Annotated in this window: 28 protein-coding genes; 25 read left to right on the top strand and 3 right to left on the bottom strand. The window is 51.5% G+C overall.

Annotation, left to right across the window (positions count from 1 at the left end; genetic code table 11):
• The first annotated feature begins 29 nt into the window (after nt 1–29).
• The 16 genes from ACQ0PY_RS21950 to ACQ0PY_RS21875 all read left to right on the top strand — a co-directional run bounded on the left by ACQ0PY_RS21950 (nt 30) and on the right by ACQ0PY_RS21875 (nt 14,429).
• Nucleotides 30–944 (top strand): ParA family protein, encoded by a 915-nt coding sequence (locus ACQ0PY_RS21950; protein ID WP_000550614.1) that lies wholly within the window; start codon nt 30–32, stop codon nt 942–944.
• Nucleotides 941–2,308 carry an SPI-7-type island replicative DNA helicase gene (gene dnaB-PI, locus ACQ0PY_RS21945; RefSeq protein WP_032676543.1) on the top strand — a complete coding sequence of 456 codons (1,368 nt, stop codon included), beginning with the start codon at nt 941–943 and terminating at the stop codon, nt 2,306–2,308. Before ACQ0PY_RS21950 ends, dnaB-PI begins: the two co-directional genes overlap by 4 nt.
• Entirely contained in the window at nt 2,305–4,020 is a 1,716-nt protein-coding gene (locus ACQ0PY_RS21940) for a ParB family protein (RefSeq protein ID WP_032676545.1), read from the top strand. Before dnaB-PI ends, ACQ0PY_RS21940 begins: the two co-directional genes overlap by 4 nt.
• Nucleotides 4,013–4,267 carry a TraR/DksA C4-type zinc finger protein gene (locus tag ACQ0PY_RS21935; protein ID WP_032676546.1) on the top strand — a complete coding sequence of 85 codons (255 nt, stop codon included), beginning with the start codon at nt 4,013–4,015 and terminating at the stop codon, nt 4,265–4,267. Before ACQ0PY_RS21940 ends, ACQ0PY_RS21935 begins: the two co-directional genes overlap by 8 nt.
• Nucleotides 4,260–5,003 (top strand): DUF2786 domain-containing protein, encoded by a 744-nt coding sequence (locus ACQ0PY_RS21930; RefSeq protein WP_032676697.1) that lies wholly within the window; start codon nt 4,260–4,262, stop codon nt 5,001–5,003. Before ACQ0PY_RS21935 ends, ACQ0PY_RS21930 begins: the two co-directional genes overlap by 8 nt.
• An 84-nt stretch (nt 5,004–5,087) precedes the next feature.
• Nucleotides 5,088–5,684 (top strand): DUF2857 domain-containing protein, encoded by a 597-nt coding sequence (locus ACQ0PY_RS21925; protein ID WP_000077899.1) that lies wholly within the window; start codon nt 5,088–5,090, stop codon nt 5,682–5,684.
• Nucleotides 5,684–5,914 carry a ParE family toxin-like protein gene (locus ACQ0PY_RS21920; RefSeq protein ID WP_001178480.1) on the top strand — a complete coding sequence of 77 codons (231 nt, stop codon included), beginning with the start codon at nt 5,684–5,686 and terminating at the stop codon, nt 5,912–5,914. Before ACQ0PY_RS21925 ends, ACQ0PY_RS21920 begins: the two co-directional genes overlap by 1 nt.
• A 78-nt stretch (nt 5,915–5,992) precedes the next feature.
• Complete coding sequence (locus ACQ0PY_RS21915; protein ID WP_032676549.1) at nt 5,993–7,225, top strand: STY4528 family pathogenicity island replication protein; 1,233 nt, start codon at nt 5,993–5,995, stop codon at nt 7,223–7,225.
• Between the two features lie 341 nt (nt 7,226–7,566).
• Nucleotides 7,567–8,289: a PFL_4669 family integrating conjugative element protein gene (locus ACQ0PY_RS21910; protein WP_000818555.1), complete on the top strand. Its 723-nt coding sequence runs from the start codon at nt 7,567–7,569 to the stop codon at nt 8,287–8,289.
• Between the two features lie 13 nt (nt 8,290–8,302).
• On the top strand, nt 8,303–10,312 hold the full coding sequence (locus tag ACQ0PY_RS21905) for a DNA topoisomerase III (protein WP_032676550.1): 2,010 nt from the start codon (nt 8,303–8,305) through the stop codon (nt 10,310–10,312).
• Between the two features lie 628 nt (nt 10,313–10,940).
• On the top strand, nt 10,941–11,432 hold the full coding sequence (locus ACQ0PY_RS21900) for an STY4534 family ICE replication protein (RefSeq protein WP_032676551.1): 492 nt from the start codon (nt 10,941–10,943) through the stop codon (nt 11,430–11,432).
• Nucleotides 11,433–11,504: 72 nt separating this feature from the next.
• A complete protein-coding gene (locus ACQ0PY_RS21895) occupies nt 11,505–11,708 on the top strand; it encodes a hypothetical protein (protein WP_032676552.1) in 204 nt (67 codons plus the stop codon).
• Nucleotides 11,709–11,725: 17 nt separating this feature from the next.
• Nucleotides 11,726–12,274: a single-stranded DNA-binding protein gene (locus ACQ0PY_RS21890; RefSeq protein WP_032676553.1), complete on the top strand. Its 549-nt coding sequence runs from the start codon at nt 11,726–11,728 to the stop codon at nt 12,272–12,274.
• Nucleotides 12,275–12,352: 78 nt separating this feature from the next.
• Nucleotides 12,353–12,595 carry a DUF4160 domain-containing protein gene (locus ACQ0PY_RS21885; RefSeq protein WP_001144085.1) on the top strand — a complete coding sequence of 81 codons (243 nt, stop codon included), beginning with the start codon at nt 12,353–12,355 and terminating at the stop codon, nt 12,593–12,595.
• Nucleotides 12,579–12,827 (top strand): DUF2442 domain-containing protein, encoded by a 249-nt coding sequence (locus ACQ0PY_RS21880; RefSeq protein WP_000155614.1) that lies wholly within the window; start codon nt 12,579–12,581, stop codon nt 12,825–12,827. Before ACQ0PY_RS21885 ends, ACQ0PY_RS21880 begins: the two co-directional genes overlap by 17 nt.
• Before the next feature lie 363 nt (nt 12,828–13,190).
• Nucleotides 13,191–14,429 carry an IS110-like element ISEsa2 family transposase gene (locus ACQ0PY_RS21875; RefSeq protein ID WP_000219087.1) on the top strand — a complete coding sequence of 413 codons (1,239 nt, stop codon included), beginning with the start codon at nt 13,191–13,193 and terminating at the stop codon, nt 14,427–14,429.
• Between the two features lie 198 nt (nt 14,430–14,627).
• On the opposite strand, the gene ACQ0PY_RS21870 is transcribed toward ACQ0PY_RS21875, so the two are convergent.
• From ACQ0PY_RS21870 to ACQ0PY_RS21860, 3 genes are read right to left on the bottom strand one after another with little or no spacing between them, the layout of a single operon-like run.
• On the bottom strand, nt 14,628–15,506 hold the full coding sequence (locus ACQ0PY_RS21870; RefSeq protein WP_032676556.1) for a metal ABC transporter substrate-binding protein: 879 nt from the start codon (nt 15,504–15,506) through the stop codon (nt 14,628–14,630).
• Between the two features lie 2 nt (nt 15,507–15,508).
• A complete protein-coding gene (locus ACQ0PY_RS21865; RefSeq protein WP_032676557.1) occupies nt 15,509–16,381 on the bottom strand; it encodes a metal ABC transporter permease in 873 nt (290 codons plus the stop codon).
• On the bottom strand, nt 16,378–17,037 hold the full coding sequence (locus ACQ0PY_RS21860) for a metal ABC transporter ATP-binding protein (protein ID WP_032676558.1): 660 nt from the start codon (nt 17,035–17,037) through the stop codon (nt 16,378–16,380). Before ACQ0PY_RS21860 ends, ACQ0PY_RS21865 begins: the two co-directional genes overlap by 4 nt.
• A gap of 394 nt (nt 17,038–17,431) precedes the next feature.
• On the opposite strand from ACQ0PY_RS21860, the gene ACQ0PY_RS21855 reads away from it, so the two are divergent.
• From ACQ0PY_RS21855 to ACQ0PY_RS21815, 9 genes are all read left to right on the top strand, one after another.
• On the top strand, nt 17,432–17,677 hold the full coding sequence (locus ACQ0PY_RS21855) for a hypothetical protein (protein WP_032676559.1): 246 nt from the start codon (nt 17,432–17,434) through the stop codon (nt 17,675–17,677).
• Between the two features lie 421 nt (nt 17,678–18,098).
• Nucleotides 18,099–19,454, top strand: coding sequence for a PFGI-1 class ICE element type IV pilus protein PilL2 (gene pilL2, locus ACQ0PY_RS21850; RefSeq protein WP_046092721.1), 1,356 nt, complete (start codon nt 18,099–18,101; stop codon nt 19,452–19,454).
• A gap of 1 nt (nt 19,455) precedes the next feature.
• The gene (gene pilM / locus ACQ0PY_RS21845; protein ID WP_032676561.1) at nt 19,456–19,899 is read left to right on the top strand and encodes a type IV pilus biogenesis protein PilM; all 444 of its coding nucleotides are present in this window, start codon (nt 19,456–19,458) and stop codon (nt 19,897–19,899) included.
• Between the two features lie 19 nt (nt 19,900–19,918).
• Entirely contained in the window at nt 19,919–21,592 is a 1,674-nt protein-coding gene (pilN, locus tag ACQ0PY_RS21840; protein ID WP_032676562.1) for a PilN family type IVB pilus formation outer membrane protein, read from the top strand.
• A 3-nt stretch (nt 21,593–21,595) separates the two neighbouring features.
• Nucleotides 21,596–22,876 carry a type 4b pilus protein PilO2 gene (gene pilO2 / locus ACQ0PY_RS21835; protein ID WP_071886859.1) on the top strand — a complete coding sequence of 427 codons (1,281 nt, stop codon included), beginning with the start codon at nt 21,596–21,598 and terminating at the stop codon, nt 22,874–22,876.
• The gene (pilP, locus tag ACQ0PY_RS21830; RefSeq protein WP_001252747.1) at nt 22,863–23,360 is read left to right on the top strand and encodes a type IV pilus biogenesis protein PilP; all 498 of its coding nucleotides are present in this window, start codon (nt 22,863–22,865) and stop codon (nt 23,358–23,360) included. The genes pilO2 and pilP overlap by 14 nt, the downstream gene beginning before the upstream one ends.
• 7 nt (nt 23,361–23,367) lie before the next feature.
• The gene (locus ACQ0PY_RS21825) at nt 23,368–24,942 is read left to right on the top strand and encodes a GspE/PulE family protein (RefSeq protein ID WP_032676564.1); all 1,575 of its coding nucleotides are present in this window, start codon (nt 23,368–23,370) and stop codon (nt 24,940–24,942) included.
• Nucleotides 24,932–26,047 (top strand): type II secretion system F family protein, encoded by a 1,116-nt coding sequence (locus tag ACQ0PY_RS21820; RefSeq protein ID WP_032676566.1) that lies wholly within the window; start codon nt 24,932–24,934, stop codon nt 26,045–26,047. The genes ACQ0PY_RS21825 and ACQ0PY_RS21820 overlap by 11 nt, the downstream gene beginning before the upstream one ends.
• Before the next feature lie 9 nt (nt 26,048–26,056).
• Entirely contained in the window at nt 26,057–26,653 is a 597-nt protein-coding gene (locus ACQ0PY_RS21815; protein WP_032676568.1) for a type 4 pilus major pilin, read from the top strand.
• Nucleotides 26,654–26,656 lie beyond the last annotated feature (3 nt).

The raw sequence follows: 26,656 nt of genomic DNA, 5'->3' as shown, positions 1-26,656 counted from the left end.
CGCATCCTGATTAATTTTCAGGTGCTAAAATGCATTTACAATCAATCGATTATCCAACGTTGGGTGTTAAGCCTCGTATTATACCTGTTGTTTCCACTAAGGGTGGCGAGGGTAAGTCTACTCAGTCAGCTAATCTTGCAGGATTTCTGGCCGATGCAGGTATCAAAACACTTCTGATTGATGGCGACCATGCTCAGCCAACGGCCAGCAGTATATTCCCGCTTGAATATGAAGCCCCTGGTGGTTTGTACGAACTGTTGATGCAGACAGTTGATCTCTCAAATCCCGATAATCTGATCTCCCGTACGTCGATCAATAATCTGGACATTATCGTTTCCAACGATCCTCGTAATTTTCTCCCAACTGCAATGCTGAATGCGCCTGATGGGCGAGTTCGCCTCCGAAATGCTCTTTCACATCCCCTTTTTAATTCATATGGCGTGATTATTGTCGATTCACAAGGCTCACGGTCAGTGATGTCTGAGTTAATTATCCTGGCCTCCACCGGAACCATGGTGGGTATTGCCAAACCGATTCTTCCTGATGTCAGGGAGTTCATGCGCGGAACAGTCGCGCTGATGGAAGAATTGCTGCCTTATTGTGCGTTTGGCATTCAGCTTCCAGTCACAAAATTGCTCATCAACTGTATGGAATACGACAATCTGTCTGTTGAGACCCTCGCTGAAGTCAAAGCGATCGTTGAAGATAAACGCTACAGCGCCCATGCAGACAAAATTCATATCGACCTGCTGGAGACATGTATCTATGACCTGACTGTCTATGTCCTTGGGCATGTTAAGGGCGTACCGGTACATCGTCTTGAAAAAAATACCCGGCGTAAAAGCGACTCAGCGTTTACGTCAATGTATCAATTGGCTTGTGAACTTTTCCCAGAGTGGAAAACGAATTTTGATGCGTTAGCTAATGCGGGGGGCGAGGAATGACCTCTAATAACCGCAGAAATGTTTCGGGGCTGTTTTCTCAGGATGCTGAGCAGAGCGTCATTGGTGGCCTGATGCTGGATAACGACTGCTGGGATGAAGTGGCGCTCCGTCTCGATTCCGATGATTTTTATTTCAAGGTTCACCAGGTCATCTTTCATGAAATGACGCGTCTGGTTGCAGCAGGGCGTCCGATTGACCTGATCACACTTGCTGAGAGCATTGAAAACCGTGGTAAGGATGCGCTTGAGCAACTTGGCGGATTCGCCTATCTGGCCGAACTTTCAAAAAATACTCCGAGTGCGGCCAATATCGTCGCTTACTGTGACATTGTTGCCAGGTACAGCCAGGGGCGACAGTTGGTCGCCATTGGTGCTGAGATAACCGAAACTGTTAAGGCATCCGGTGCTGATATCGGGGCGGTGATGGAAACCGCAGAGCAAAAAATTACCCGGCTGGCAGAACGTTCAGAACCACAGCAGGCCGTGACGCTGCTTGACGGCATGGAAAAACTCCTTACAGAGCTGGAACGTCGTTGCAATGTGCCTGATGGTATTACTGGTACGCCTACGGGATTTGAAGATTTTGATGCCATGACCAGCGGGCTGCAGGCAGCTGACCTGATACTTATAGCTGCAAGGCCTTCAATGGGGAAAACTGCCTTTCTGATCAGCCTGATTTTGAATTCACTTCTGAAAAAAGCCGATACACATGCGCAGTTTTACAGCCTTGAGCAGCCCACCGAGCAGATCCTCATGCGTATGGTCGCTTCACTTGGCAGTGTAGATCTAACACATTTAAAAAATGGCCAGATGGATGATGAGGAATGGGCGCGCGTTTCAAACGCGTCTTCACTATTGATGGGTGACCTTAAAGACCGCCTCATCATAGATGACACAGGCTCATTGACCCCCGCCATGCTCAGAATTCGCGCCCGTCGTAACGCCCGCCGTTATGGTCACCCTTCAGTCATCGGTCTTGATTACCTGCAACTGATGCGTTGTCCGGATCAGGAGAACCGCACACAGGAAATTGCTGAAATCTCGCGGTCACTCAAAGCGCTGGCGAAAGAAATGGGTTGTCCGGTTGTTGCCCTTTCGCAGTTGAATCGTCAACTAGAGAGTCGTGCTGATAAACGGCCGAACAATGGCGATCTTCGTGATTCCGGTGCACTGGAACAGGATGCTGATGTTATTGTCTTTATCTATCGTGATGAGGTCTATCACGAAAACACTGAAGACAAGGGGGTTGCTGAAATTATTGTCAGCAAACAGCGTCAGGGACCGATTGGTACGATCCGACTGCAATACGAAGGCCGTTATACGCGTTTTTCTGCTAACCCTGGTCATACCGGGAGGTTTGCATGAGCAACGTCCGTAGTCTTAACCTTGGCGACGCCATGTTGCAGCGTGGAAAATCACCGGCTCAGGCTGCTGATAATAATACTCCCACCGTTACCCAGCCAGTAAATGAAATGGCAATGGTTCTTACCCTTGACCAGCTTCGCCCGAATCCGGATAACCCGCGCAAAGGACGCAATCCTCGTTTTGAGGAAATTAAAGCTTCCGTCCGTGCACGAGGATTGGATTCGATTCCAAAAGTGACCCGTGATCCGGATGGTGATGATGTTTATATCTTTAGTGACGGGGGAAATACCCGGTATCAGATACTCTGCGATCTCTGGCAAGAGACTGGTGATGAACGTTTTTATCGCGTTCACACGATCTTCAAACCCTGGCCTGGACGTCTAAAATGTCTGGTTGGTCACCTGGCTGAGAATGAGGTCAGGGGAGATCTTACCTATATAGAAAAGGCATTCGGTGTTCATAAAGCGCGGGTAATTTATGAAGAGCAACTGGGCCGGAGTGTTACCTTACGAGAACTTTCGGATCTGTTGGGTAAGGAAGGTTATCCTATTGATAACTCCAGCGTAAGCCGGATGGAAGATACGCTTAATTACCTTTATCCACATATGCCCCAGTTGCTTGAGAGTGGCATGAGCCGTGGTCAGGCAACACCACTCCTGAGCCTTCGTTCTTCAGCTATGAAGGTCTGGAAATCTTTCAGCGGTGACGTAAACCCAGAATGTTCTCTTGATGATGTGTTTGGTGCAGTTTGCCGGTGTTTTGATGAACCTGAAAGCTATGCCCTTGATATTTTCAGGGATGAGTTTATCGGTCAACTGGTTAAGGCTCTTCCCCATCCAAGCCTGAATTATGACCGCTGGTTAATTGAACTTGATCCTCGTGAACAAAAACGCAGGGAACAGTTTGGCGAGCCGCCTCCACTGCCAGCACCTACACCTGCGTCTGAACAGTCAGGTGGTCGGGAACGCACATCACCACCAATTACGACTCTGCCAGCAGATACTTCATCCCAGCCCCCTGTTACTGGTCTGCGTAGCGGTACGCTGACTACTCCAGGGCGTCCGGAAGCTGTACCAGAACTTCAGGACAATACTGCACTTCCCGGCGGTATGTCTGTTGGAAGTGAGCCGCGTCGTGAAGTTCAGAATGACCTGTTTGGCGGAAATCCTGTGATTACCGGTCAGACAGAGAATCCTGATAACGATGGAGAGTGGCAATTTAAGTCAGATGTTAATGCCAACTCGCTCGTTTCTGCTTTTGGCGAACAGGATGAAACTTCCACACCTTCAGTTAGCTCAGTGGCCTTCGCCGCAACCGGGTTGGAACCGGTCAATGATATCTGGCACATCTCCGCTTTACAGGACGACATCGAGCACCTGCAGGATATGGCTTATCGGCTTACTTTCGAAATTGCCGAAGCGATGGGCTGCGCGGACTGTGTTCGGGAGGATAAAGACCATCATTCAGCTGGTTTCTCCATTTCAGAGAACGCCAGTGAGTTTACTCTTTTCCTCGCCGGGCTATCAGGTTCACTGCCTAACAAACAGTTCAATATGTTCATGTTCTGCCTGAATTTTTTTGGCTCTCAGGAACCTGCAGATACTGCCGTTTTCGATGATGTCACTGTTGTAAAAACAATGCGCCTTATCCGCGTTATACGGCGTCTGCGTGAGCTGCAGCGTCTGGTTGTGAAGGGAGGGGAAAATGTCTGAGGACCTGAATGATGAAATGGCTCAGGCCAGTACCGCTATTTTCACCCAGCGCGGCATCGATGCTGTCAGGGCAAAAGTGCACTCGTTACGCCCGTCAAAAGAAATCTGTGAGTGCTGCGGCGCGGACATTCCCGCTGCCCGTCAGCTGGCAGTGCCGGGCGTAGAGTTGTGTGCCGCTTGTCAGGATGTGAAGGAGAAGCAGGATGTTCACCGTGCTGCCGGCTGCAGGGGGCTACACCATGTCTGAAAATACAAAAGTGATTGCACGTATCCGGCGACTGATGGCGCTGGGTACCCGGAACAGTAATCCACACGAGGCGGCCCGTGCAGTGGCTCTGGCTCAACGGCTGATGCAGCGTCATGGCCTGACCCCTGACATGCTTTCTCTTCATGATATCCAGGAATCCGTCTGTCAGAACCTGACCAGTAATGCTGAAAAAGTGCCAGCCTGGCTAAGTTCACTCGCAACAGTGGTATGCATGGCCACGGGCTGCCGTTGCTGGTTTGGCTGGCATATTCACACTAGTTGCAGTGGTGTAAAAAGCGTCCGCCGATCTCTGCACTTTTATGGTTTCAGCGGGAGAGCCGAAGTTGCGCTCTATATCTATACCGTTTTACAGCGGCAACTTCGTGCAGACACTGACGGTCAGATTGCCGGATACCGGAAGCGCCGTATTCTTAAGAACACGCTTCGTCGCAGAGCCGATCAGTTTCGTGAAGGGTGGGTATCTGGCGTCTGGCAGGTACTGCAGTCATTTGCGCCTTCAGAATGTGAGAATTCCATGCTTCAGCGCTGGCTTGCCCAGCGTCACACCGGCGACACCTTGGGGACTGTAAACGTCAGGGCGGCCGGTAAATGCCGTGGCGACAGAGCAGCACGCGTAGCGGGCTGGCTCGCGGGGCGGGATACTGAAGTTCATCAAGGCCTGACTGGTGCGAAGGCTCAACAGCAGATTACGGCGGGAGGCTGTACACATGAGTAACATTATTTTATGGAGTGCCTGCCTGTCGGGCTGGCTTTTTGATGTTCTGCTTGTTGCCGATCAGATGATATCAGGAGGGGCCCTATGAGCCAGCACAACCTTTCACAGGCCACCACGGCCATCCTTTCATCACTGCTGATGGATGTTAAAAACGGCAATATCCGCCGCTGTGAGTCGCTGGGAATGTCACTCGAGGAGATACGCGCACTGAGTCAGCTGAGCCTTGATGAGCTGCATTATTTGAGCCAGTCACACGTTTCTGTGCTTGATGTTAGCCTGAATCACGAAAATTTTTGGCTGATGCTCAACCAGGCACGTAATGAGCAGAAACGAATGCTGATGATAGACCGGGCGCTTGAGCTTGGCGGTTCAATGGAACTGATTGATAAATACTTCGGCCTGTCTCCATCAGAGGTTAGCGCACGGCGTCGTCTGATGGGGATAGAGTCTCGCCAGGGCCGCACACAGTCTCTGACGGAGCCACAGGATTCGGCACTATGGATCGAGTGGAAGGCTGCCGGGCTATCATCCCCGGACTCTCATCAGGCTCTGGAAGCGATGATGCTTGCCGCTGAGCAGCATGGCCTGTCACTGACCGCAGTCTGGAGCAGGGTCTGCCAGTGGTGCCGGGAGACAACTCCATCCCGCAAGAGTGAATCACAACAGCGCAAGGAAGCATGATGCAGATGACCGACTTTTCTTCACGTCAGTACGTTTCCCCCTCGGTTCGTCGCAGGGCGCAACGGCTGTTCAGCGCAGTGTGCTGCGGTGAGAAGGTGTTCCGTCGGTTGACGATGAACGGCTATCTCAAGATAGATGTTGGGCCGTTCTGGCGCATCCTCAGTAAGGATGGAGGTAAACACTGGTGGCTGATGGATCATGAGACCTATAACCGTGAAATACGGCGGTAACGGAATGCCGCTGCTGACCGTACAGTGCCGGGTTTATCCCGGCATTGTGCTGTCTCAGGTTGAAGAGGAGAGCAGAAAATGACCATTCCGGCAGACAGCATAGTTGCTCATACACTGTCCAGGATGCAGCGTAGTCTCGAACGGCGTACAGACACTGGTGATGTCGGTCAGGAGCGCAGCGGGCTTCTTTTTATGGGAAATGTACATGATGCGTTTCCCCGACAGCTGTTTCTGGATACCCGTCTTTCGCCACTGGATAAAACCGCCTGGGTGATGATCCGGTTGTATGCACAGCAGAATGAAGGTGCTGTTTTCCCGACTTATGATGAGCTCCAGGTTCAACTGGCGTCGGCACATTCAGAGAAGGCCTCCAGAGATACGGTCAGCCGCGTTCTGCTGATGCTGCGTCTTACAGGCTGGCTCAGCCTGTGTAAGCGTGTTCGCGACGACCATGGTCGTGTGCGAGGCAATATCTATGCACAGCATGATGAGCCGCTGGGCTACCGTGATGCTGAGACTTTTGATCCGGGCTGGCTGACCCTTGTTGAAGAGAGTTGCCTGAGCAGGAATAAAGCCGTCCGTATGACGGCGCTGGCTGTAGTCAATGACATCCTTCATGATCCGGGAATGCGCCACCGTCACAGCCGCCTGGCCATTATTGAGAGCCGACTAAGTGCACCTGCCACACCAGAACAAATGGCTCGTCAGCGACAGGCTGTGCAATCGAGTCCGAAATCAGGACTCAGTAAAAAACGCATAAAAAACAGCCCGAATTCACTGAGTCCGGAAAACGGACTCAGTTCCCTTAAACCTGATAATTCACAGAGTCCGGAAAATGGACTCAGTAAAAAATCAAGGAGTTACGCCGGAGTCCGAAATTCGGACTGTAACGTACGTTCTTTCACACACAGTGTGAATAAAAAAACGTACGTACCGTGTGGTGAGCAATTCCTGCCAGATGATTTTCTGAACGCTCTGAACAGTGAAGACAGGCAGATGCTGAGTACGCAGATGGCTTCGCTTCCGGAGACAATGGCAAAAGCCCTTGCTGACATGCTGCGTGAACAACAGGCCCTTGGAAGGCTCAACAATCCGGTGGGCTGGATGTTCTCTATGCTTCGCAGGGCGCGAAGTGGTGAGCTGAAAATTTCAGAGGATACGGCGACTGCCAGTTCTGGTGGAACAATTTCCCGCCCGGTTGAATCACGTACTGTACCCACAGCCGACGTCCCTGTTCAACCTGCGAAACGCCCGTCTCAGGGGCAGGTAAGGGCGATGATTGCGGCTATTCGGCAACAGGTCCAGAAATGATTATGGCATCAAAAATCTGTTTTTGATTAAAAAGTGAGCTTGCTGCGGGGCGCAGCAAGTACAAAAAATGAGCAGAACTACTGGGCGCAATAGTGGTTAAAAAATGACCTTGTTGCGGGGCGCAACAAGTACAAAAAAGAATCATGTTTCGATGTGTTGTGGTTGAGGTCTTGCGGGAAAGTATTGCAGCTGGTTAAAAAATGAGCTTGCTGCGGGGCGCAGCAAGTACAAATTTTAACCAACTTACAATTTCGTTCTTGGAATTATGAGTTTCGCGTTGTTGGAGATACCGGTGTTTCAGGACTATGCCTGCTCATCTTAACTGAGCACAGGTGACAACGATGGCAGAAAAAAATGAGAAAAGAACTGGTGCGCTGCAGTCTGAAATGACGATCGCACTGCATACGAATTACGCAATCGGGCTATGGCAAGGGCGTCAGCCTGAAAAACAGGACGGTGAAAAGCCTGCAAGGCATGGAATTATCGGTATGCCTCAGTTTTTCCACCGTGCGACTCTGATTAACCAGGATTCCCTGCGCAATAATCCATGGGCTGATGTTGCTATGTTTAACCTGGAAGAAAAGATCAAGGTTGCATCAGATTCTATGACTGCTTTGATTCAGCAACTTGATGCTGAGATGTCAATGTTGCCGCCTGGTATTACATTGACAGAAGTTGCATCTGTTGAGCCACTCGATATCCAGGTATTTACACGAACCCCTCTGGGTTACAGGTGTGTGTTTCTGTTAGTAGGATTCGATCAGTTTGCGAAAAAGGCACTACAGGCATCGCATTATGGATTAATTACACGTTCTCGCCGTGATCATCATCTTAGCGAAGGTGGCAGATTAATTCGTCAGGTCTATGGCTCTGTTTTATCTTATCGCCGTATTGATGCTACCCGGTTTGATGCTGTGGAAAACAACGAAACATGGAAACAAGCATGCGAGGTGGCGGGAGAGCCAGATTTGTCTGTTCTTCTTGGTGAAAAGCGCTCAGCTTTCTCACCGCCGGTTAATGAATCGAGCGTAAACCTGCTTCGTATGCGATATCGGGCTGCCTGACCGGGGAACCACCATGCGGTTGTTTATCTGCGAAAAGCCCTCACAGGGGCGAGATCTTGCGAATGTTTTGGGTGCCACCCGACGTGGCGACGGTTTTCTAACTGGCCCTGGCGTCACTGTTACCTGGGCAGTAGGGCATTTGCTGGAGACCGCACCGCCTGAAGCATACGGTCAACAGTATGGCAAACCATGGTCGCTCTCTGCTCTGCCGATCCTGCCTTCCCCATGGCAGGTGGTGGTAAAAAAGGAGACGCAGTCTCAGTTCAAGGTTATTGAGCGGCTGCTGCGCCAGGTCGATGATGTGGTTATCTCCACTGATGCGGACCGGGAAGGAGAAGTAATTGCCCGTGAATTGCTGGAATACTGCCGCTGGGACGGTCCTGTACAGCGGCTTTGGCTTTCTGCCCTTGATGAAATGAGCATCCGTGCAGCTCTCCAGGATCTGCGACCGGGTGCCGAAACTCTTGGAATGTATCATGCTGGACTTGGTCGCGCTCGTGCCGACTGGCTCATTGGAATGAATCTGTCCCGTCTGTATACACTGCTTGCAGTACAGTCAGGATTCGACGGTGTGATTTCTGTCGGGCGGGTGCAAACTCCCACTCTGGCACTGGTTGTCCGACGTGATCGGGAGATAGCGACATTCATCCCTAAACCTTTCTGGCAGGTTAAGGCGCTTCTGAGTGCGGGAGGGAGAACTTTTCCGGCGCAATGGGTACCTGCAAAGGTTTATACCGACGAAGAAAAACGCTGTGTACACCAAAATATAGCGCAGCAGGTAGCGCATCTTTGCCGGCAGGCTGGAGCAGCGACCGTAACAGAATGTGAGACGAAGCGTGAAAAAGCGGCAGCACCGCTGGCTTTTTCGCTCGGCACTTTACAACAGGCCTGTGGCCTGCTCTGGGATATGTCACCCCAGCAGGTGCTTGACACTGCACAGAGCCTCTATGAGAAACACAAGGCAACCACTTATCCACGAACTGATTGTGGATACCTTCCTGAGTCTATGCGTGAGGAAATCCCCTCGGTTCTTTCCGCTATTGGTCTGTCTGATCCAGAGTGTAGTTCTCTTCTTTCAGGTCTAAATACTTCGTTTGTTTCGCGTATATGGAACGACAAAAAAATCACAGCTCACCATGGCATTATCCCTACCCGAAACGCGTTTAAGTTTTCTGCGTTAAGTGAGGCAGAGCGAAGGGTATACACCCTTATCCGCCGAAATTATCTGGCACAATTTCTTCCCCTGCACGAATCTGATATTACTCGTCTGCAGTTTGACATTGGCGGGCAACTGTTCCGCACAACAGGAAGGACGGAGATTGTAATGGGCTGGAAGGTCCTTTTCAGTAAGGAGGAAGAGGATAGTCCAGGGGATGATGATCTCAGTATTGAACTTCCTCCTCTCAGGAAGGGTGACCGTTGCGGAGTAAACGGTGCAGAGGTCGTGCAGCAAATGACTCGTCCGCCGGCTCACTATACTTTCGCAACACTCATCGGCGCTATGATGAACGCGTCAGCGTTTGTTACCGATATTGCTCTTCGTAAGGTACTGAAGGACAACGCCGGATTAGGCACGGAAGCCACCCGTGCTGGTATCGTTGAGCAACTGCTGAACCGCAGATTTATTGTGCGCAAAGGTAAGCAGCTTCGCGCGACTGATCTTGGTGCTGATGTCATTGATGCTCTGCCCTCGCAGTTAACCGACCCGGGAATGACTGCACTTTGGGAACAGGCTCTGGATGAAGTAGCAGAAGGACGCCTTACCCTGAATGATTTTTTGCAGCGACAGGTCGGATGGACCCGTAACCTTGTCAGCATGGGAGGACAGCAGCGGGTGAGCATTAGAATACCACCCACACCATCGTGCCCTTTATGTGGGGGGAAAACTCGCCTAAAAAAAGGACAGAAAGGAGATTTTTGGGGGTGTACTCGTTATCCTGATTGCAAAGGAATCATCAACAACGACACCCAGAAACGTAAAAGCGCGCGTAGCTCTAAGGCTGTAAAACCAAAGAATAATTAATTCCTTGTCTCTCATTGCGGGGACAGGATGCCTTTGCTATTGTTGCGACGGCTCTGAAGCCGCACCCCGTGACTGCGGGTCCTGTGAGCATCAAATGCAGTGCTTGCAGGATACAGTCTTGTTGGCCGCGTCCACACCTGAACGTGAGTCAAAAAGGCACAAAACTCCGTGAAACCGTGCCGGGTCCTGAACACACCCCCGGAGCAACTGCGTAAGCAGGTCAACATCAGGTCTAATGGTGCAGACCTCACAGGCGGTGCCGAAAGGTGCCGCTTTTTTTATTTTTTGGCATTGATGATTTTTTACGCACACCGGCGTTGACATCTGCTGCGTCTGAATAAATGATAAAGAGGCTAATCGTTGTCATCGACAACTGCCAATGCCCTGGTGATTTGAGAAGGGCGCCTTCGGGTAATCACATGCCAATGCCACATAAAACCTGAGAGTGGCGCCTTCGGGTGGTAAACCTGTTTAACCTCTGAGAACAGGTACTCCTGGCGAGTTGAGGTCCATTTCACAAATACAGCCAGTCGGCAAAAATTTGCTGACTTCCCTGCGGGAAACGTTATCCCGCAAGGGATAGATGTTTCTCCGCAACCAGTTTAGTTTTCACTCCGGAGATAACATCATGACTGCTACTACAACTGCATCTTCTTCCACCACCTCTTCCTCTGCCAGCCAGAAAAAAGAGTATTTCAATCTTAACGTAAGCGGTATCGGCTACCTGAGCTCGATTCGTCGTGTACAGGGCCAAAACGGTGAATTTACCTGCGCTGTCATTAATGCCCTGACTGGTCCTACCGACAATGCGTCATACACTCGTTTCGATGTCACTGTTGCGGGCCCAGAGGCTACAAAACTCATCAACCGCTGCCAGAAGGCCGTGGATGAAGAGGAAAAAGTATTGCTGGGGTTTGTGCTGAGCGGCCTGAAAGCTGACGTGTTTACCCTTCAGTCGGGTGAACATTCCGGTGAATCCAGACCTTCTCTGAAGGCTCGCCTGATTAAGGTCGAGTTCATTAAGAAAGGCCAGGAAGTCGTTTACACAGCGCCAAATGCATCTCAAACCCCGGAACAAGGTTCTGCGGCTCCTAAAGACTACGATCCGAACTCGTTTTAATTCTTTTTTCTTACATCCGGTAAATCTCTTTCGGGAGATTTACCTCTCTCGATAACGTAACGGAGCTCTCGCATGGGAAATCCTTTCGGTTTACTGGCTTCAGAAGCTGGGTATCAATTACAGATCCAGGTTCTGTCCAGTCAGCGCGGTTTTTATATCGGAACCGCGAACGAAATGGGACCCGTGTCCCGTGAGTCAGTCGAATACTACAAAACCAGTCTGCAGGCCGATATTGCTCTTGAAAAAGGGGAATGGACGCAGCGTGAATATGATTAGGTACAGGAGATTACATCATGGCAAGTCGCGGAATTAACAAAGTTATTCTCGTTGGCCATCTCGGTCAGGACCCCGAAGTACGTTATATGCCCAATAGCACAGCTGTTACAGGGTTCAGTATTGCAACGTCGGAGTCATGGCGTGATAAACAAAGCGGTGAAATGAAGGAAAACACTGAGTGGCATCGCGTTGTGTTGTTTGGCAAACTCGCCGAAATAGCCGGTGAATATCTGAAAAAAGGTTCACAGGTATACATTGAAGGCCATCTGCGGACCCGCAAATGGACTGATAATGGCGGGGTTGAACGCTGGACAACAGAAGTTGTGGTTGGTGTGAACGGTACGATGCAGATGCTGGGTAGTCGTAATGCTCCAGCAGGTACCGGTAATGCTCAGCAGCCTGGGTCGGCGCAAGGAGGTTGGGGGCAGCCTCAGCAGCCTCAGCCTCAGCAGTCAGCTGCGCCACACAATCCTGCTAATGAACCTCCGATGGATTTTGATGATGACATACCGTTTCTGGGGCATGGTTATGGGATCTGCCGAAAAGCGATCTACGCCATTTCCTGATTGGATTTTACAGAGGCGCCAGTTTGACTGGCGCTTTTTTATTCAAGATAATCATGGCAGGAGCGGGGTACTTTTTTAATGCCAGTTATACTGAGAATTAACGGATTCAAATTTTTCTTTTACTCGAACGAGGGAAATCCTCTAGAACCCGCTCATATTCATGTCCGTAACGCTGATGGTGAAGCGAAATTCTGGCTTGAAGATGAAGTTAAACTGAGCAGGAACGATGGCTTCGATGCCCGGACTCTTAAAGAGTTGACTAAGATGGTTCAACATAACCAGACGATGTTTGTGGAGGCCTGGAATGACTATTTCAGCTAAAAATGTACGATTTGATGAGACCACCATGTGGGTCGAATTAAACGATGGCAGGGTGATGGGCGTACCAATCGCCTGGTTTCCTCGTCTGCTGAATGCCACAGACAAAGAACGTAATGACTATGAACTGAGTAAACGTGGTATTCACTGGGATAATCTCGATGAGGATATCTCAGTCGATGGCTTGCTCGCTGGCCGTGGTGACGTGACCCATGTTCCACATCGCGTAGCCTGATAATGACTAAGTTGCAGACTAAGGCGCCGGATTTCCCGGCGCTTTTCTTTTTAAATGTATTAGCTCAGGCTTGACCTGACAGTTTTCTCCGTACTCCGCCAGCACACAATCAAATCTGACAGTCTGCTTTGAGCGAAATATAGTCATTCGCACCCTGAGAATTACACTTTAAGTGATTCAGGGTATGCGCTTACTGGTTACGAATATTGAGCGAGAATCACGTGATGATCGCCGCTTTTCTTTCGAGCCAGTGGGTGCTCCACGTTCGCTAACGAATACTCAGGGCATGCAGATAAACTGCTGGCTATATTTCTTTCGAAGAGCGTGGAATGCATACCAATCCCCGATAAAAAGGAGTTGGTGATGACTGTGACTAATCAATTTGCTGCGCACGTTGGTCTGGACTGGGCTGATAAAAAACACGATGTCTGTGTTCAGTTTAAAAACGGTGAACGCGTATTCGATGTGATTGAACATACAGCAGAAGCGCTTGATGCCTGGCTTACTGAGTTACACCAGAAAGTAAAAGGTAGAATCGCAATAGCTCTCGAACTGAAGAAGGGCCCCGTGGTATATGCTCTTCAAAAATACCCCTTTATCACCGTTTTCCCCGTCCACGCATTGTCCCTGGCTCGTTATCGGCAAGCCTTCTCGCCCAGCGGCGCTAAAGATGATCCGCAGGATGCCGAGCTGGCATTAGAGTTAATGCTGCGTTACCCCCAGAAGATAAAAGCTATTGAACCCGACAATGCGGATATTCGCTTACTTCAGCAACTGGTTGAGCAACGTCGTCAGTTGGTTGAAGATAAACGACGCTTTGTGAACCGGATAATCAATACGCTTAAACAGTATTATCCTCAGCCACTGGAGTGGTTCTCACATCGGGGTAGCTTACTGTTGTGTGAGCTGATTATCCGGTGGCCCAGTCTGCAACAACTGAAACGAGCCAGACGCGACACGATCCGCAACTTTCTGAATGCCAAAGGTGGTCGCGCTATGGCCCTTACCGAGCAACGTGTTGCGAGTATTGATAATGCGATCCCATTGACTACAGACCCGAGTGTTATAGAGGCTAATGCTTTGATGGCAGCAGCACTGGCGACACAAATTAAAGTCGTGAGTGAAATCATCAAAACCTATGACGAACGAATCGAAACGCTGTTTGACACATTGCCAGATGCGGGGCTGTTCAAATCACTTCCGGGCATGGGACCGTGCATGGGCCCACGGATGCTTGCTGCACTTGGTGATAACCGTGACCGGTTTAACAGCGCTGAAGAAATTCAAAACTACGCAGGTATAGCACCGGTGACCGAACGAAGCGGCCAAAAATCCTGGGTTCACTGGCGATGGCAATGTGCCAAGTTCGTCAGGCAGACCTTTGTTGAATGGGCTGCCAAGACGGTTAATTCATCATACTGGGCCAAACTGTATTATCAGGGCCTTAGAGAAAAGGGCAAATCTCATCAGTCTGCGATCCGGGCACTGGCGTTCAAATGGATAAGGATCATTTACCGCTGCTGGAAGGCCAGAACCTGTTATGACGAAGCGAAATATTTGCTGGCTCTCGAAGCGAGACACTCGCCCTTACTGAAGCCATAAAAAGCTTGTCGAATGTCTCAGGGCGTGAAGCGGACATTTCATCTTTGCCCACGAACAGCTGAAATCAGCTTTAACAAGCTCTTGTAGAATCTAAGTTGAGATGTCCGTCCCGGGGATGCGGATAATAATCCTGAACGAAGAGCTGTACTGGCACGTCTCCGTTCAGGCGCCACACAGAGTGATCCCTGGCTTAAATCGTTACTTCATACTGTCAGCGATGGTATCAACATTATGTCTGAACGCTTTCGTATAAGTATCCGCCGGGCCACCTTTTGGTGAGAGCGCTTCAGGGTACAACTCACCACCAGGCTTCGCACCGGTTGCCCTGGCGATTTGTTTGACCAGACGCGGGTCGAGCTGATTTTCCATGAACCAGGTTGTAACATGATCCGCTTTAATCTGTTCAATTAACTCGGCAACATCTTTTGCACTGGCTTCGCTTTCAGAGGAAAGGCCTTGCGCCGAGAGGAAACGGACGTTATATGCGCGGCTAAAGTAACCAAACGTGTCGTGGCTGGTCAGGACAATGCGTTTTGCTTCAGGAATACCACTGAAACGGTTTTTCGCCCAGTCATCAAGTGCTTTCAACTGCGCAATATAGTCCTCACCGGATTTTCTCAACGCCTCCTTATCTTCAGGATCTGCACTGATAAGCCCATTCACGATGTTCTGTGCATACTGTGCGCCATTCGCCGCGCTGTTCCAGGCATGAGGATCAACCACGGTTTCACCATCCTCATCCATAGTATGCGTTTTAACACCCTCAGAGGCGACGATCAGTGTGCCTTTGAAGCCTGACGCCTTAATGAGTCTGTCCAGCCTGCCTTCCAGCCCCAGACCGTTGACTACTACAATATCCGCGCTGGCGATAGCGGCGCTATCCTGCGGTGATGGTTCAAAGGTATGCGGATCGCCGTCAGGCCCGACAAGCGCTTTCACGCTAACGTGCTCTCCTCCCACTTGTTGCACCATATCGCCAAGAATGGAAAAGCTGGTGACCACATTAATGGTTTTCGCGCTGGCGCTGTGCGCCATGAACCCCATACTGAGTGCCAGAAAAAGTGCTGTACGTTTCATTATCACTCCTTACCAAAAAAATGGCGCAACAGAGTGACAACCAGTCTGCTACGCCCGCCAAATAAAATAGAAAAAAAGAAAAAGATACTGGCACAGAGCACGACAGATGGCCCTGCGGGTAACGCGATAGCCCAGGAAATACTGAGCCCAAGCCACGAGCACAGGACACCCACCACACCTGCCAGCAGTAGAATTCCTGGTAAAGTTTGCATCCAGCATCGTGCAGCAACCGCTGGCAGCATCATCACACCGACAACCATCAGCGTGCCGAGCACCTGAAAACCCGCCACCAGATTGAGAACCAGAAGACCCAGAAACAGCGTGTGAAACAGAGTGGGCAGGCGCTTTTTATTGACCTCAAGCCACGTACTGTCAAATACCTCGCTCACCAGTCCCCGGTAGCATACCGCCAGACTAAGCAGGGTTAGTGTCGCTACCGCAGCGACGAAAATTAGGGACGCCCGGTCGACCGCCAGAATCGAGCCGAAGAGAAGATGCAGCAGGTCCACGCTGGATCCGTGTAACGACACCAGCGTGACACCGAGCGCCAGCGAGCCAAGATATAATCCGGCAAAGCTGGCATCTTCCTTAAGCGGCGTTTGCCTGCTGACCCATCCGGCTACCAGTGCAACAACAATACCGGCGATAAATCCCCCTGTCGCCATTGCAAACAGCGACATGCCACTGAGCAGATAACCAATGGCTACGCCGGGCAAAATAGCGTGTGACAACGCATCACCCACCAGGCTCATTCGCCGGAGAAATAAGAAAACGCCCAGTGTGGTAGTGCTAAGCGACAGCGCCAGACACGCCACAAGCGCCCGACGCATAAAGCCATATTCAATAAAAGGCTGAATAAGGAAATGTAACGTCATGACACACACTCCTTGTGCACTTGCGTTTGCCAGTAGCTGCGCTCACTTTCCAGACGCAATACAGAAGGAAAATAGCGCTGCACCCGCGTGGTATCGTGCAGAACGGCCAGAATCGTTTGTCCCCGTTGATGCATTTCTTCGATCAATGACATCAGGACATGACTGGTGTTTTCATCTACCCCGGTCAACGGTTCATCCAGCATGATCAATGGAGCCTGCTGTAACCAGACTCTGGCAAAAAGCATTCTCTGAAATTGCCCACCTGAAAGCGTCTCAATAGGGCTTTTTGCGAGATGCAGCAACCCCACACGCTCAAGTGCGGCCGCAATTCGCAAGCGCTCGCTGCGGCGGATACTGCGAAAAAGTGACACTCGCGGCCAGAGCCCCATGCTCACTACATCCTGGACGACTATCGGGAAATCGGACTCCAGGGTATTTCGCTGGGCAAGCCATCCCGTGTCCGGACGCCCGTGTGGCCAGATAATATGGCCATTCACAGGAGGGAGAAAACCGGCCAGAGTTTTGAGTAACGTCGATTTGCCGCACCCATTTTCACCGACGATTGCAGTCATGCTGCCAACTGCAATATGTCCACTGATGATGGATGTCACGGGAGAATGGTTATAACCGACGCTGAGTTCCTGAAGCTCAATCATGGCAGTGCGATCGCCCACTGAACGGCAGCCCATAAAACACTTAAAATGAGTATGCCCACGCCCAGTCGCAGGAGAAGAGAGAGTGAAAAAAGCGTTGGAGAAAGCATACGAGCCCCTGGAATGTATGTTATAACATAACATTAAATCAGCACAGCAATGATTGTAAAGAAGGGCCAGCGCGGAAATGTGTGACGGAATGTTACAATCTTCTTTCGTTTTCTCCGATTCGTCCCGCTTATTTATTCTACGACCTGCACAAGATAGTCAAGGTCCGAGTGTCAAAGCGTCAATGATTCAATGCCCGGAAAAACTCACGTTTGCCACGAGCGAATAACACATTGATGTCAGGTTACAGTGAAGGATTGTCGTATGTTGTTCATTCAGGATAACTCAAATGAAAATTCATAAAATTATCGTTGCATCCCTGGCAGTGACCTCATTCAGTGCGCTGGCATTTAAATCTGAACTCTCCCCGACGACCACGATCTCCACGAATAAACTCACTGCGATTGAAGCCAGTATTTTTAGCAGTTTTAACCTCAGCCACTCAGGCCCATCGCTCGCCGGAACCTGTAATGCCTCTCCGGTCACAGGTTACGGTTGCGCATTCTGCACTATGCTTCGAAGCCATCTGAATTAAGAGGGCAGAGAGCAAGCTACCTGCAATTACATTACAGATTGCGAAACTGAAAAAAGTGCAAAAACAACCATTCTAAATAAAGTTTGAGCGCGATTTGAGAAGTGGTCAGAACAATTTAACGTCCGCTCCTGGCACAGAGCTGCCTGTCAGATTAGGTTTGGCTCTGTGCCATAGCTGTATCAGGTCAAATCTAAGCGAATACATTTTAAAATATTGCCAACTGGCTGGATAAATCGGTCTCGTGTAGCTCCTTTCCCTGCGCCCGAAAACGGTGAAAGCCCTTGAAACTGGTTATCCTGGTCTTTCGCGGTTGCCCCACCGAGGAAATTTTCTTCAGTTCTCAGTAATAGTTTTGCATTGTCCGAAAAGGCATCCCCGCCAGAATATCCGACTTGTTTCGGACAACTCCTGGGGATTCCTGATGGTAAAAATAAACCTGCAGACACGTTATCGGCTTGGGGCCATCACGCTATGTCTGCTTGCCGCTGGCTGCACAGACTTTAGTTCTCGCTCTGGACCCATGAGCAGGCTTCAGGGCTCTCCCCGTGTTCAGGATCTTTATCAAAACCGTTCCCCTGAAGTTGTTCGTTACGATCGTTACACACTTGCCAGTACGCTACCTGTAGATGCTCAGCGTGACCCACTGAATCAGATTATCGATATCAGGATGCCTTTGCAGATGGTGAATACGATTGGGGAAGGTATGCGATACGTGATGCTTGAATCAGGTTATTCACTGTGTTCAGGCGAACCGGGTGTATTCTCTGAATTGTTCGTTAAACCATTACCGGCTGTGCAGCGTTCAATAGGACCTGTGAAGCTTGGAGATGCTTTACAAATCCTGGCCGGGCCTGCCTGGCGTATGCGCGTAGATGACCTGAATCGAGAAATTTGTTTCGTTCTGCGTGATGAATACCGACATCTTGCCCTCTCAACAACAGGTCCCTTGCAGGCGAGTGTAGCAAGTCAGGGAACAGGGAAATCGGCTTCTACAGGTACACTACTTAACAGTTCTAAGGGACTTTCTGGTACTGGAAATAACAGCTATCCGTTGCCCCCGGCTCGGCCGGAAAGTTCCATTTTGTCACCAGGGACACCAAAAGTTACCTCTCAAGCTGTTTCTCCTTTATCTGTTGCAACGACAGCAAAAACACCTCGTAACCCGTTCTCTGCCAGCGAGCCTGGGGAAAAATCTAAGGTTCCGGTGCAGAAAACACAGGCAAGTCCCGCAGCTAAGTTAACATCTGGCAAGGTAAAACCATCAACAGAGTTGGCTCCTGCGCCTGCGCCTGCGCCGTCAGCATTGTCAGTTGCGTCAACACCTCTGAATAAAGCTGCTCTTGGTGTGCCTTTAACTCCATCTGGTGCAGTGAAACCAGGTGGAACAGTTCAGAACAGTAATCCACCTTCCACTGTTATCTCTCCTACTGCTCCGGTCAGCGGAAAAACTGTTTTCACTCCGGGAGCATTGCTTTCCTCGTTACCAGACGGACAGGCCTGGACCGCGCAGGCAGGCACTACGTTAAAAGAGACTCTGATCCAATGGGCTACATCGGTTCGCTGTGAGAGTGGCAGTAGTCCTACCTGGGTAGTTATCTGGCCAACGCCTGTGAACTACCGCATCGATGTACCATTTACGCTGCGCGGTAATTTCGAGTCGGTTATCGTGCAGCTGTTTAGGTTATATCGCCCTGCAGAAAAACCCCTCTATGCAGCACCAAATCGTCTTCAGTGCCTGGTATTCGTGGACGATAAGCCGATTCAGGACGGGAAATGATATGGGATATGCGCTGCCAGTTTTCGCGCTTTGTCTTGTCATCATCTTGATAGCCGGTGATGCACAGCACCACTCATCAGAGCATGTACGGCTTGCGCTGCAGCAGACTCAGCCTGAACAGCTTGCAGCAGACATGCTTCGGACTGCTGATGTCGTAAATAACTGGCGTCACGGGCGGTCCATAACAGATGGCCCCGTATCAACCGCACTGACTGGAATGGTGCCGTTACCAGACAGTCGTATCAAAAGCATTATTCAGAACGGTCGCCTGTGGATCTGGGTACCTGAAACAGACGGTGTTTATGCCGCGTTGCGCGCCCGCTCAGTGACTTCTGCGCTTGCCCTGACCGTCAGAGGCGGTCGTCTGCGGATGGCGGATGGCACTGATATGAACCTGTCTCTGCCGTCCGGTGTGACGGAAGGCAGCATTGTTTATCTTAACTAACAGAATCAGGGAGCTGCGGATGCCGCGTATACCTTTCTGCCTGACAGTACTTACCGCTGCGTTTGTGCTGTCATCATGTTCGCTGAATGAAATCAGCAAAATAGACAAGGAAGCCGTTGGGCAGGCCGATACGGCTCAGCGAGTGTTGCAGAGTCGTCAGTCCATATCACAACCAACTGTTGTCTGGATGGATAAGCCCTGGGTAAACCTGCAGCCAGTCACGCCGGTGGTCTCCACTCCGGACGAAAAGAATCTGCCTCCCTGTCAGATAACGATTAATCGTCCTGACGGCATTTCACTGCCTGAGCTGGGACAGCGCATCACTGCGCTATGTGGTATACGAGTCTCCATCACACCAGATGCATTTGCTGCGCTGAGCAACGTGAGTACCGGCAGCGTGGTAACTTCTCAGATGAGTGGTCAACTGCCGGCGCCGGATGACAATGGTCGGGTTCCCCTGGCACAGATGGGGGCTACGTCAGCTCAGCCCGTCTCCGTTCAGCCATCACCGGCGCTCATGCGTGGCCTTAAATTCCAGGGAGATGTTCGTGATCTGCTCGATGTCGAAGCCAGCGGGTACGGGCTGTCATGGCGCAGTGACGGAAACGGAGTTTATTTTTATCGACAGGATACCCGCACTTTTCAGCTCGTTATCCTGAATACGAAAGTAAACAGTAGCGCATCAATTAACTCCGGCTCTGGCAATCAGCTGGGCAGCGGTGGCGGCACATCGGGGGGGACTAGCGGAGACATTAGCTCTAATCAGAAGACCGATTATGGCATGAACAGCGACCTGTACGACGACATTCGTAAAACCATCGAGCAGATGCTGACGCCAAAATCTGGTCGTTTCTGGCTTTCAGCAGCTACTGGCACGTTGAGTGTTACTGACACACCGGACGTTCTGGAGCGTATTGGTCGTTACATTGAGTATCAGAATAAGGTTCTAAGCAGGCAGGTCCAGCTCAACATACAGATTGTCAGCGTCAACCAGACGCGTAATGAGCAACTGGGTCTTGACTGGGGGCTCGTATACAAATCCCTGCACAATTTTGGCGCCACTCTGACCGGTTCAATGGCCAATGCTTCGACTTCAGCAGGCAGTGCCGGCATTTCGATTCTCGACACGGCAACAGGCAATGCCGCCAAATTTTCCGGCTCCAGCCTGCTGATTAAAGCGCTTTCCGAGCAGGGCAACGTCAGCATGGCGCTGAACCAGACCGACCCAACAGCAAATTTGACGCCGGTAGCTTATCAGCTCTCAAACCAACAGGGCGTTCTGACAAGTTCCAGTTCAACTGCAACAGCTAATGTCGGGGTTACTTCCTCACAGACCGTAACCACAATCACCACCGGTTTGTTCATGACCATGCTGCCGTTCATCCAGGAAAACGGTGACGTGCAACTGCAGTTCGCTTTTAGCTATACCAGTCCACCGCAGATAGAGAAATTTATCAGTAGGGACGGGAATACCCGTAACGATATACCGAATACCTCGACACAGGGGCTGGCACGTAAAGTTAACCTGCGCTCAGGCCAGACACTGGTATTAACCGGATCTGAGCAACAGAACCTTTCTGCAAACAAGCAGGGAACATTCACACCCGACAACTTTATCCTGGGCGGTGGCCAGAACGGTACGCGCGGTCGTAACACGCTCGTGATTATGATCACCCCTGTTCTGCTGAGGTAATCCATGTCATCAAAGAAAAAATCTTCACTCCGTAGCGGCATTCGCGTCACCCACAACCGTCGCGACTGGATGGCAGGACTTCATTGGGAGCAGCAGCGGAGCGCACTGTTAACGCGATTCCGGGGAAAAGCCTCACCTGACACGCATGTAGTAGTTGCCGGCAGGCGTAACGCATCAATGATGGGGGTCGTTTCCCCCGGGCGTGTGCGACGTAGCCCTTACTCTCTTGCAGTAGCATTCCTGCTGTCTGAAGGGGGAAATACATGGGGGATATACCGCCTCAGCCGCAACGAAGATCTCTGGGTTTTCTTTGCAGCCAGCGGTGGGCAGCTTTCTGTCATGGGTGATGTGACCGGTTCACGCGCGAAGATAGAATCAGCAGCAGAAAACTTCCTGCGTTTTAACGATGCTGATACACCGGGTCTGCGCTGTGCTGCAACCGCAGATGATAATTGTGATGCAACCTCGCTCACTGACAGGCTGAACCGTTCGCAACTGAAGCGTTGCCGCCTGGGTAAGCGCCTGACGACGATGTCGCTTATTATGCCTGCTGCGCTTATTACACTCGTGGCAGCAGCAGGAATTTACTGGTACGACGACGTTCAGCAAAAAGCGGAACAGGCTGCTGCAATGGCAGAGTTTCGCGCCCGAATGGCGATGTCTGCTGATAAGCCAGCTGCGCCAGCCCGAGCGCCACATCCATGGGCCTCTCAGCCACCAGTTTCGCTTTTACTTGGTAATTGCTGGCTGACACGCGAACCACTTTTCGCCTCGGTGGCTGGCTGGCGCTTTACGGACGGTGAATGTGTCCCTGAAGGCCTGCGCTTGCGTTACCTCGCCACACCTGGTGCTACGGTGGAGGATTTCTCCCACCGCGCGAGGGTGCTTCTTGGGCATTCTGCTGTTTTCAACCTTCAGGAGGGAGGTAAAAACGGCGACGTATTCATTCCCTTCCGGAAATACAGCGTAAGTGAGTATACCGACGAGGCCTTGCCTGGCGCGGATGCCCAACTGATGCGTTTCATTTCGCACCTGCAGCGCCGCAACCTGGAAGTCAAGTTCAGTGAAGTGAAACCGCCAGCGGTCGCGCCAGGACAAGAGAAAACCATGCCCGTACAGGACTGGCGCGAATTCACTTTTACTGTCAGCTCGCGTTTGCAGCCTGAACGTCTGCTGCAGGATTTTGATGCGACCGGGCTCCGCCTGAACAGCGTGTCAATCACCATGAGCCCGCAGGGGCAGTTCGACTACACCATGAAGGGGAGCATTTATGCGCAGAATTAATCCCGCGGGAACGGGCCTGCTGCTGTCCGCTCTGTTCTGCGGGCAGGCAGTGGCAACCGTAACCAGTGATGCGCTTCCGCCGAACGTTACGCTTGGCGAACTTGAAGCAGCTCAGGCGCGCAACCTCATTCTGGAGCAGAAAGTGCAGACGGCGCGTCTGGAGCAGCAGCTGCGTGAAAGCCAGTCCGGACAGAGTACTGACAGGAATTATCTGTCTACTGCCGCCCAGCCTGCCATGCCGCTTATGGCGCAGCCAGCTCCTTCACAACAGACTGCCAGTGCAGTCGGTGAAAAGCGGACCGGTGGTGTGCGCCTTCAGGAGATTTACGGCCGTGGCTCGCAGTTGCGTGCACGCATTGTTCTGCCTGATGGCGGAGTCACAGAAGTAGCAAAAGGCGATCAGCTTCCCGGAACCTCAAAGCGGGTCACGGAGGTTACGTCCACGATCGTACGCCTCAGCGACAATTCTGAACTTTCATTCTGAGGTGATGATGTCTCCTGATAAAGAAATCATGGATTTTGTCTTTGCCGAGCAGCATCCGTCTGGAGGGGTTACGCTACTCATCGACGGCAACCGGCGAAAAGACCCTGACATACAGCGCTGGGTTATGGATGTCACCCGGACATGGGCTGATGCAAAAACTGAGTTTGTTACACTCAGCGAACTGAACCGGCGGCGTGAAGTGGCAGAACGTCAGGGCCGTGGGCTTAACCAGGGTGTGAGCGAGGCGGATCTAAGTAACCGTGACGTCAGTGTGTCGCAGGATAAGGTCATCAGCTATATGAGGCTGGGTAACGACTTTAATGCCTCTGATATTCATATGGAAATAAGCGGTGATCGCAAGATTTGCATCGTTCAGTTGCGTATTCACGGCGAGCTGGAGGTGGTGGATGAAGTGAAAGATGTGGAGGGTATGACGCTGGCCTCCACATCTTATCTTTCCATGTGCGACGTGCGCGAGCAGTCATTCTTTGCCGGTCGTGAGCAGTCAGGGCGCATCGATGCAAAGTTCGCCCGCCGCGCCGGCCTCTATGGCGCCCGCTACGAACACCGTCCTACTCCGGATGGGCTGATAGTGGTCATGCGTCTGATCCCGGATGACGGGGACAATATACCGACGCTGCCGCAACTGGGTTTTTTGCCTGAGCAGATTAAGCTCATCATGCAGATCCTGCGTATGCCGGAAGGCATGACGCTGCTGACCGGGCCTACTGGTTCAGGGAAGAGCGCCACGCTGCGCGTGTTCAGTGATATCTGGCTGAAACTGACCGGCGGTAAAAAGCGCCTGCTCACGCTGGAAAACCCGCCCGAGGGGCGTATTCCGGGTGGTATTCAGACCCCCGTTATGCCTGAAGACAATTCACCGGAGGCCATCAGCCGCGCCTGGAGTAACGGAAACGCCTCTGCACTTCGTCTCGATCCGGATGCCATCCTGAACGGTGAGATCCGTGACCTGTATTCCCTTCTCGCCGCCATTTTCGCCAGTGAAACCGGCCACCTGGTGCTGTCGACCCTGCACACCCAGAGCCCTATCGGCTCCCTGCGTCGTATGGAGCATTTCGGTATTGATCGCCACCTTCTGGCGGATGCTGCACTCATCACCGGCCTGATTGGCCAGCGTCTGGTGCCGCTGTTGTGTGAACACTGCCGGGTACCGTGGGAAGTCAAAGTCCCTGAGCTTGATGAAGAAACCCGCGCGCGTCTCGAAAAATATTGTTCTGTCGCGGGCTTGTGCGAACCGAAAAATCTCTTCTTCCGCAACTATGAGGGATGTGAACACTGCCGGAAAACGGTACCACTGACCGGACGCATTATCAGTCGTGGCGTTACAGGGCGAACAGCTATTGCCGAAGTTGTCCGGACAGATGCTCGCCTGATGCAACTTTGGCTTTCACATGGGCCTTCAGTTGCCAGAAAGTACTGGATAAACCAGGGGGGGATTACTCGCCGCATGCATCTGTTGCGTTATCTGGCAGAGGGTCTTGTTGATCCGCTGGAAGGCGATCTCATCTGTCCGCTGGATGAGGATGACATCATGGATTGTGAGGTGCCTGATGGAAAGTGACAGCCATTTTTATCCATCCCGGGAAATGTCGTTCCCTGAAAGGATTCGCTACCGGCTTGTCAGAGCCACTTTTACTGGGAAATACCGCCAGCCATTTTACGAAACGCTGCGCTTTCTTCTTGAAAACCGTAAGGCCCTGAAAGACGCGCTGACCATGATCGGCGATGTACATACTGATTTTGGCAGGCGCTGGCATCCTTATTATGAACTTGTTCAGGACTGCATCGAGGGTGTGAACGACAACCGTCCTGGCCGCGCGCTGCAGGATGTTCTGGCTGCCTGGGCACCTTACGAAGAGGCCGCGCTTATCAGCGCCGGAATGGAAACCGGTAATATTCCTGCCGCGCTGATGCAGGCTGATAAGTTGATTGTTGCCCGTCGGCGAATTCTTGGGCAGGTAATTTTTGCGTCAGTATTTCCTGCCGCGCTTGCCATCCTGAGTACGGGGCTACTACTGGCCAACAATCTCGCACTTGTTCCCACCATGAGCAAAATGTCCGATCCAGCTCGCTGGACCGGTGCACTCGGGTTTATGAATGGAGTAGCGAAGTGGAGTTCCGAGTGGGGTGTTGCTTCTGCCGCTACAGCCGCAGGGCTTGTGCTGCTGTCTTTCTGGTCGTTGCCCCGCTGGCGCGGCCGTCTCAGGCGCTGTGCTGACTGGTTACTACCATGGTCTGTTTATAAAGACCTGCAGGGAGCTGTATTCCTTATGAATATTGGCGCGCTTCTTGGTTCGGGTGTCCAGGAACTCAAAGCTTTGCAGATCCTTAACGGTTTTGCACCGCCCTGGCTGCAGGAACGCATCGAGGCAGCGATGGAGTGCATGAGTGAAGGCGATTCACTTGGCAGAGCTCTGCGTAACAGCGGATATGATTTTCCGAGCCGTGAGGCTGTGAACTATCTCTCTCTTCTGGATAAGGGGGATGGTGCTGCTTCGCTCATCACCAATTATGCGGACCGCTGGCTGGAACAGGCGCTCGCGCGCGTCGCGCGTCGGGCGAATGCCACCAAACTCTTTTCTCTCGTTCTGATTATGAGTTTCTTCTTACTCATCCTGATGATGGTGATGCAGATTCAGGACATGAACACTTTCAACTTACACTAAGGAACCGCCATGTCAGCTCAGACATTACCACATCGCCAACATCAGCCTGACCGGGGCTGGGGCATTCTTGAACACGGTACCATTGCGATCGGGACGATTATCGTACTGGCTATAGTTGGTGCTCTGGTCTGGAGTCTTTGGGGGAAAAAGTCCGTTGCCGTTGAGGTTTCAAATCTCCAGACCGTCGTGACAAACGCGCAGCAGCTTAAGCAGGCGCAGGGGGGATATAACTTTACGAGCGGTACAACTATGACGGGAACGCTTATCCAGCAGGGGGGCGCACCAAAGGCTGGCTGGACTATCCAGGGAACAGCCAGTTCCGGTACCGCTACGATGTGGAACGGTTATGGTGGTCAGGTCGTTCTGGCACCTGTGGCATCGAATGGATTTAACAATGGATTTTCAGTTACATCGCAGAAAGTTCCGCAGGCAGACTGCATCTCTATCACTACTCAACTCGGTTCCGGTGGAGCATTCAGTGCTATCACCATTAACAGTACCGATTACAGTGACGGTCTGGTCAGTGCAGAAGAGGCAGGCAAATCCTGCTCATCAGACAGCGGAATGACAGGTAACAATACACTGGTCTTCACCCATAACGGCTGATGA

Source organism: Citrobacter sp. LST-B2, assembly GCF_057983045.1.
Note: the sequence above shows the minus strand (reverse complement) of the source record. Positions and strands in the feature narration are given on the sequence as shown.

Coding starts and splice junctions, on each gene's coding strand:
- ACQ0PY_RS21950 (WP_000550614.1), top strand. CDS start 30: ATGCATTTACAATCAATCGATTATCCAACGTTGGGTGTTAAGCCTCGT.
- dnaB-PI (WP_032676543.1), top strand. CDS start 941: ATGACCTCTAATAACCGCAGAAATGTTTCGGGGCTGTTTTCTCAGGAT.
- ACQ0PY_RS21940 (WP_032676545.1), top strand. CDS start 2,305: ATGAGCAACGTCCGTAGTCTTAACCTTGGCGACGCCATGTTGCAGCGT.
- ACQ0PY_RS21935 (WP_032676546.1), top strand. CDS start 4,013: ATGTCTGAGGACCTGAATGATGAAATGGCTCAGGCCAGTACCGCTATT.
- ACQ0PY_RS21930 (WP_032676697.1), top strand. CDS start 4,260: ATGTCTGAAAATACAAAAGTGATTGCACGTATCCGGCGACTGATGGCG.
- ACQ0PY_RS21925 (WP_000077899.1), top strand. CDS start 5,088: ATGAGCCAGCACAACCTTTCACAGGCCACCACGGCCATCCTTTCATCA.
- ACQ0PY_RS21920 (WP_001178480.1), top strand. CDS start 5,684: ATGCAGATGACCGACTTTTCTTCACGTCAGTACGTTTCCCCCTCGGTT.
- ACQ0PY_RS21915 (WP_032676549.1), top strand. CDS start 5,993: ATGACCATTCCGGCAGACAGCATAGTTGCTCATACACTGTCCAGGATG.
- ACQ0PY_RS21910 (WP_000818555.1), top strand. CDS start 7,567: ATGGCAGAAAAAAATGAGAAAAGAACTGGTGCGCTGCAGTCTGAAATG.
- ACQ0PY_RS21905 (WP_032676550.1), top strand. CDS start 8,303: ATGCGGTTGTTTATCTGCGAAAAGCCCTCACAGGGGCGAGATCTTGCG.
- ACQ0PY_RS21900 (WP_032676551.1), top strand. CDS start 10,941: ATGACTGCTACTACAACTGCATCTTCTTCCACCACCTCTTCCTCTGCC.
- ACQ0PY_RS21895 (WP_032676552.1), top strand. CDS start 11,505: ATGGGAAATCCTTTCGGTTTACTGGCTTCAGAAGCTGGGTATCAATTA.
- ACQ0PY_RS21890 (WP_032676553.1), top strand. CDS start 11,726: ATGGCAAGTCGCGGAATTAACAAAGTTATTCTCGTTGGCCATCTCGGT.
- ACQ0PY_RS21885 (WP_001144085.1), top strand. CDS start 12,353: ATGCCAGTTATACTGAGAATTAACGGATTCAAATTTTTCTTTTACTCG.
- ACQ0PY_RS21880 (WP_000155614.1), top strand. CDS start 12,579: ATGACTATTTCAGCTAAAAATGTACGATTTGATGAGACCACCATGTGG.
- ACQ0PY_RS21875 (WP_000219087.1), top strand. CDS start 13,191: ATGACTGTGACTAATCAATTTGCTGCGCACGTTGGTCTGGACTGGGCT.
- ACQ0PY_RS21870 (WP_032676556.1), bottom strand. CDS start 15,506: ATGAAACGTACAGCACTTTTTCTGGCACTCAGTATGGGGTTCATGGCG.
- ACQ0PY_RS21865 (WP_032676557.1), bottom strand. CDS start 16,381: ATGACGTTACATTTCCTTATTCAGCCTTTTATTGAATATGGCTTTATG.
- ACQ0PY_RS21860 (WP_032676558.1), bottom strand. CDS start 17,037: ATGATTGAGCTTCAGGAACTCAGCGTCGGTTATAACCATTCTCCCGTG.
- ACQ0PY_RS21855 (WP_032676559.1), top strand. CDS start 17,432: ATGAAAATTCATAAAATTATCGTTGCATCCCTGGCAGTGACCTCATTC.
- pilL2 (WP_046092721.1), top strand. CDS start 18,099: ATGGTAAAAATAAACCTGCAGACACGTTATCGGCTTGGGGCCATCACG.
- pilM (WP_032676561.1), top strand. CDS start 19,456: ATGGGATATGCGCTGCCAGTTTTCGCGCTTTGTCTTGTCATCATCTTG.
- pilN (WP_032676562.1), top strand. CDS start 19,919: ATGCCGCGTATACCTTTCTGCCTGACAGTACTTACCGCTGCGTTTGTG.
- pilO2 (WP_071886859.1), top strand. CDS start 21,596: ATGTCATCAAAGAAAAAATCTTCACTCCGTAGCGGCATTCGCGTCACC.
- pilP (WP_001252747.1), top strand. CDS start 22,863: ATGCGCAGAATTAATCCCGCGGGAACGGGCCTGCTGCTGTCCGCTCTG.
- ACQ0PY_RS21825 (WP_032676564.1), top strand. CDS start 23,368: ATGTCTCCTGATAAAGAAATCATGGATTTTGTCTTTGCCGAGCAGCAT.
- ACQ0PY_RS21820 (WP_032676566.1), top strand. CDS start 24,932: ATGGAAAGTGACAGCCATTTTTATCCATCCCGGGAAATGTCGTTCCCT.
- ACQ0PY_RS21815 (WP_032676568.1), top strand. CDS start 26,057: ATGTCAGCTCAGACATTACCACATCGCCAACATCAGCCTGACCGGGGC.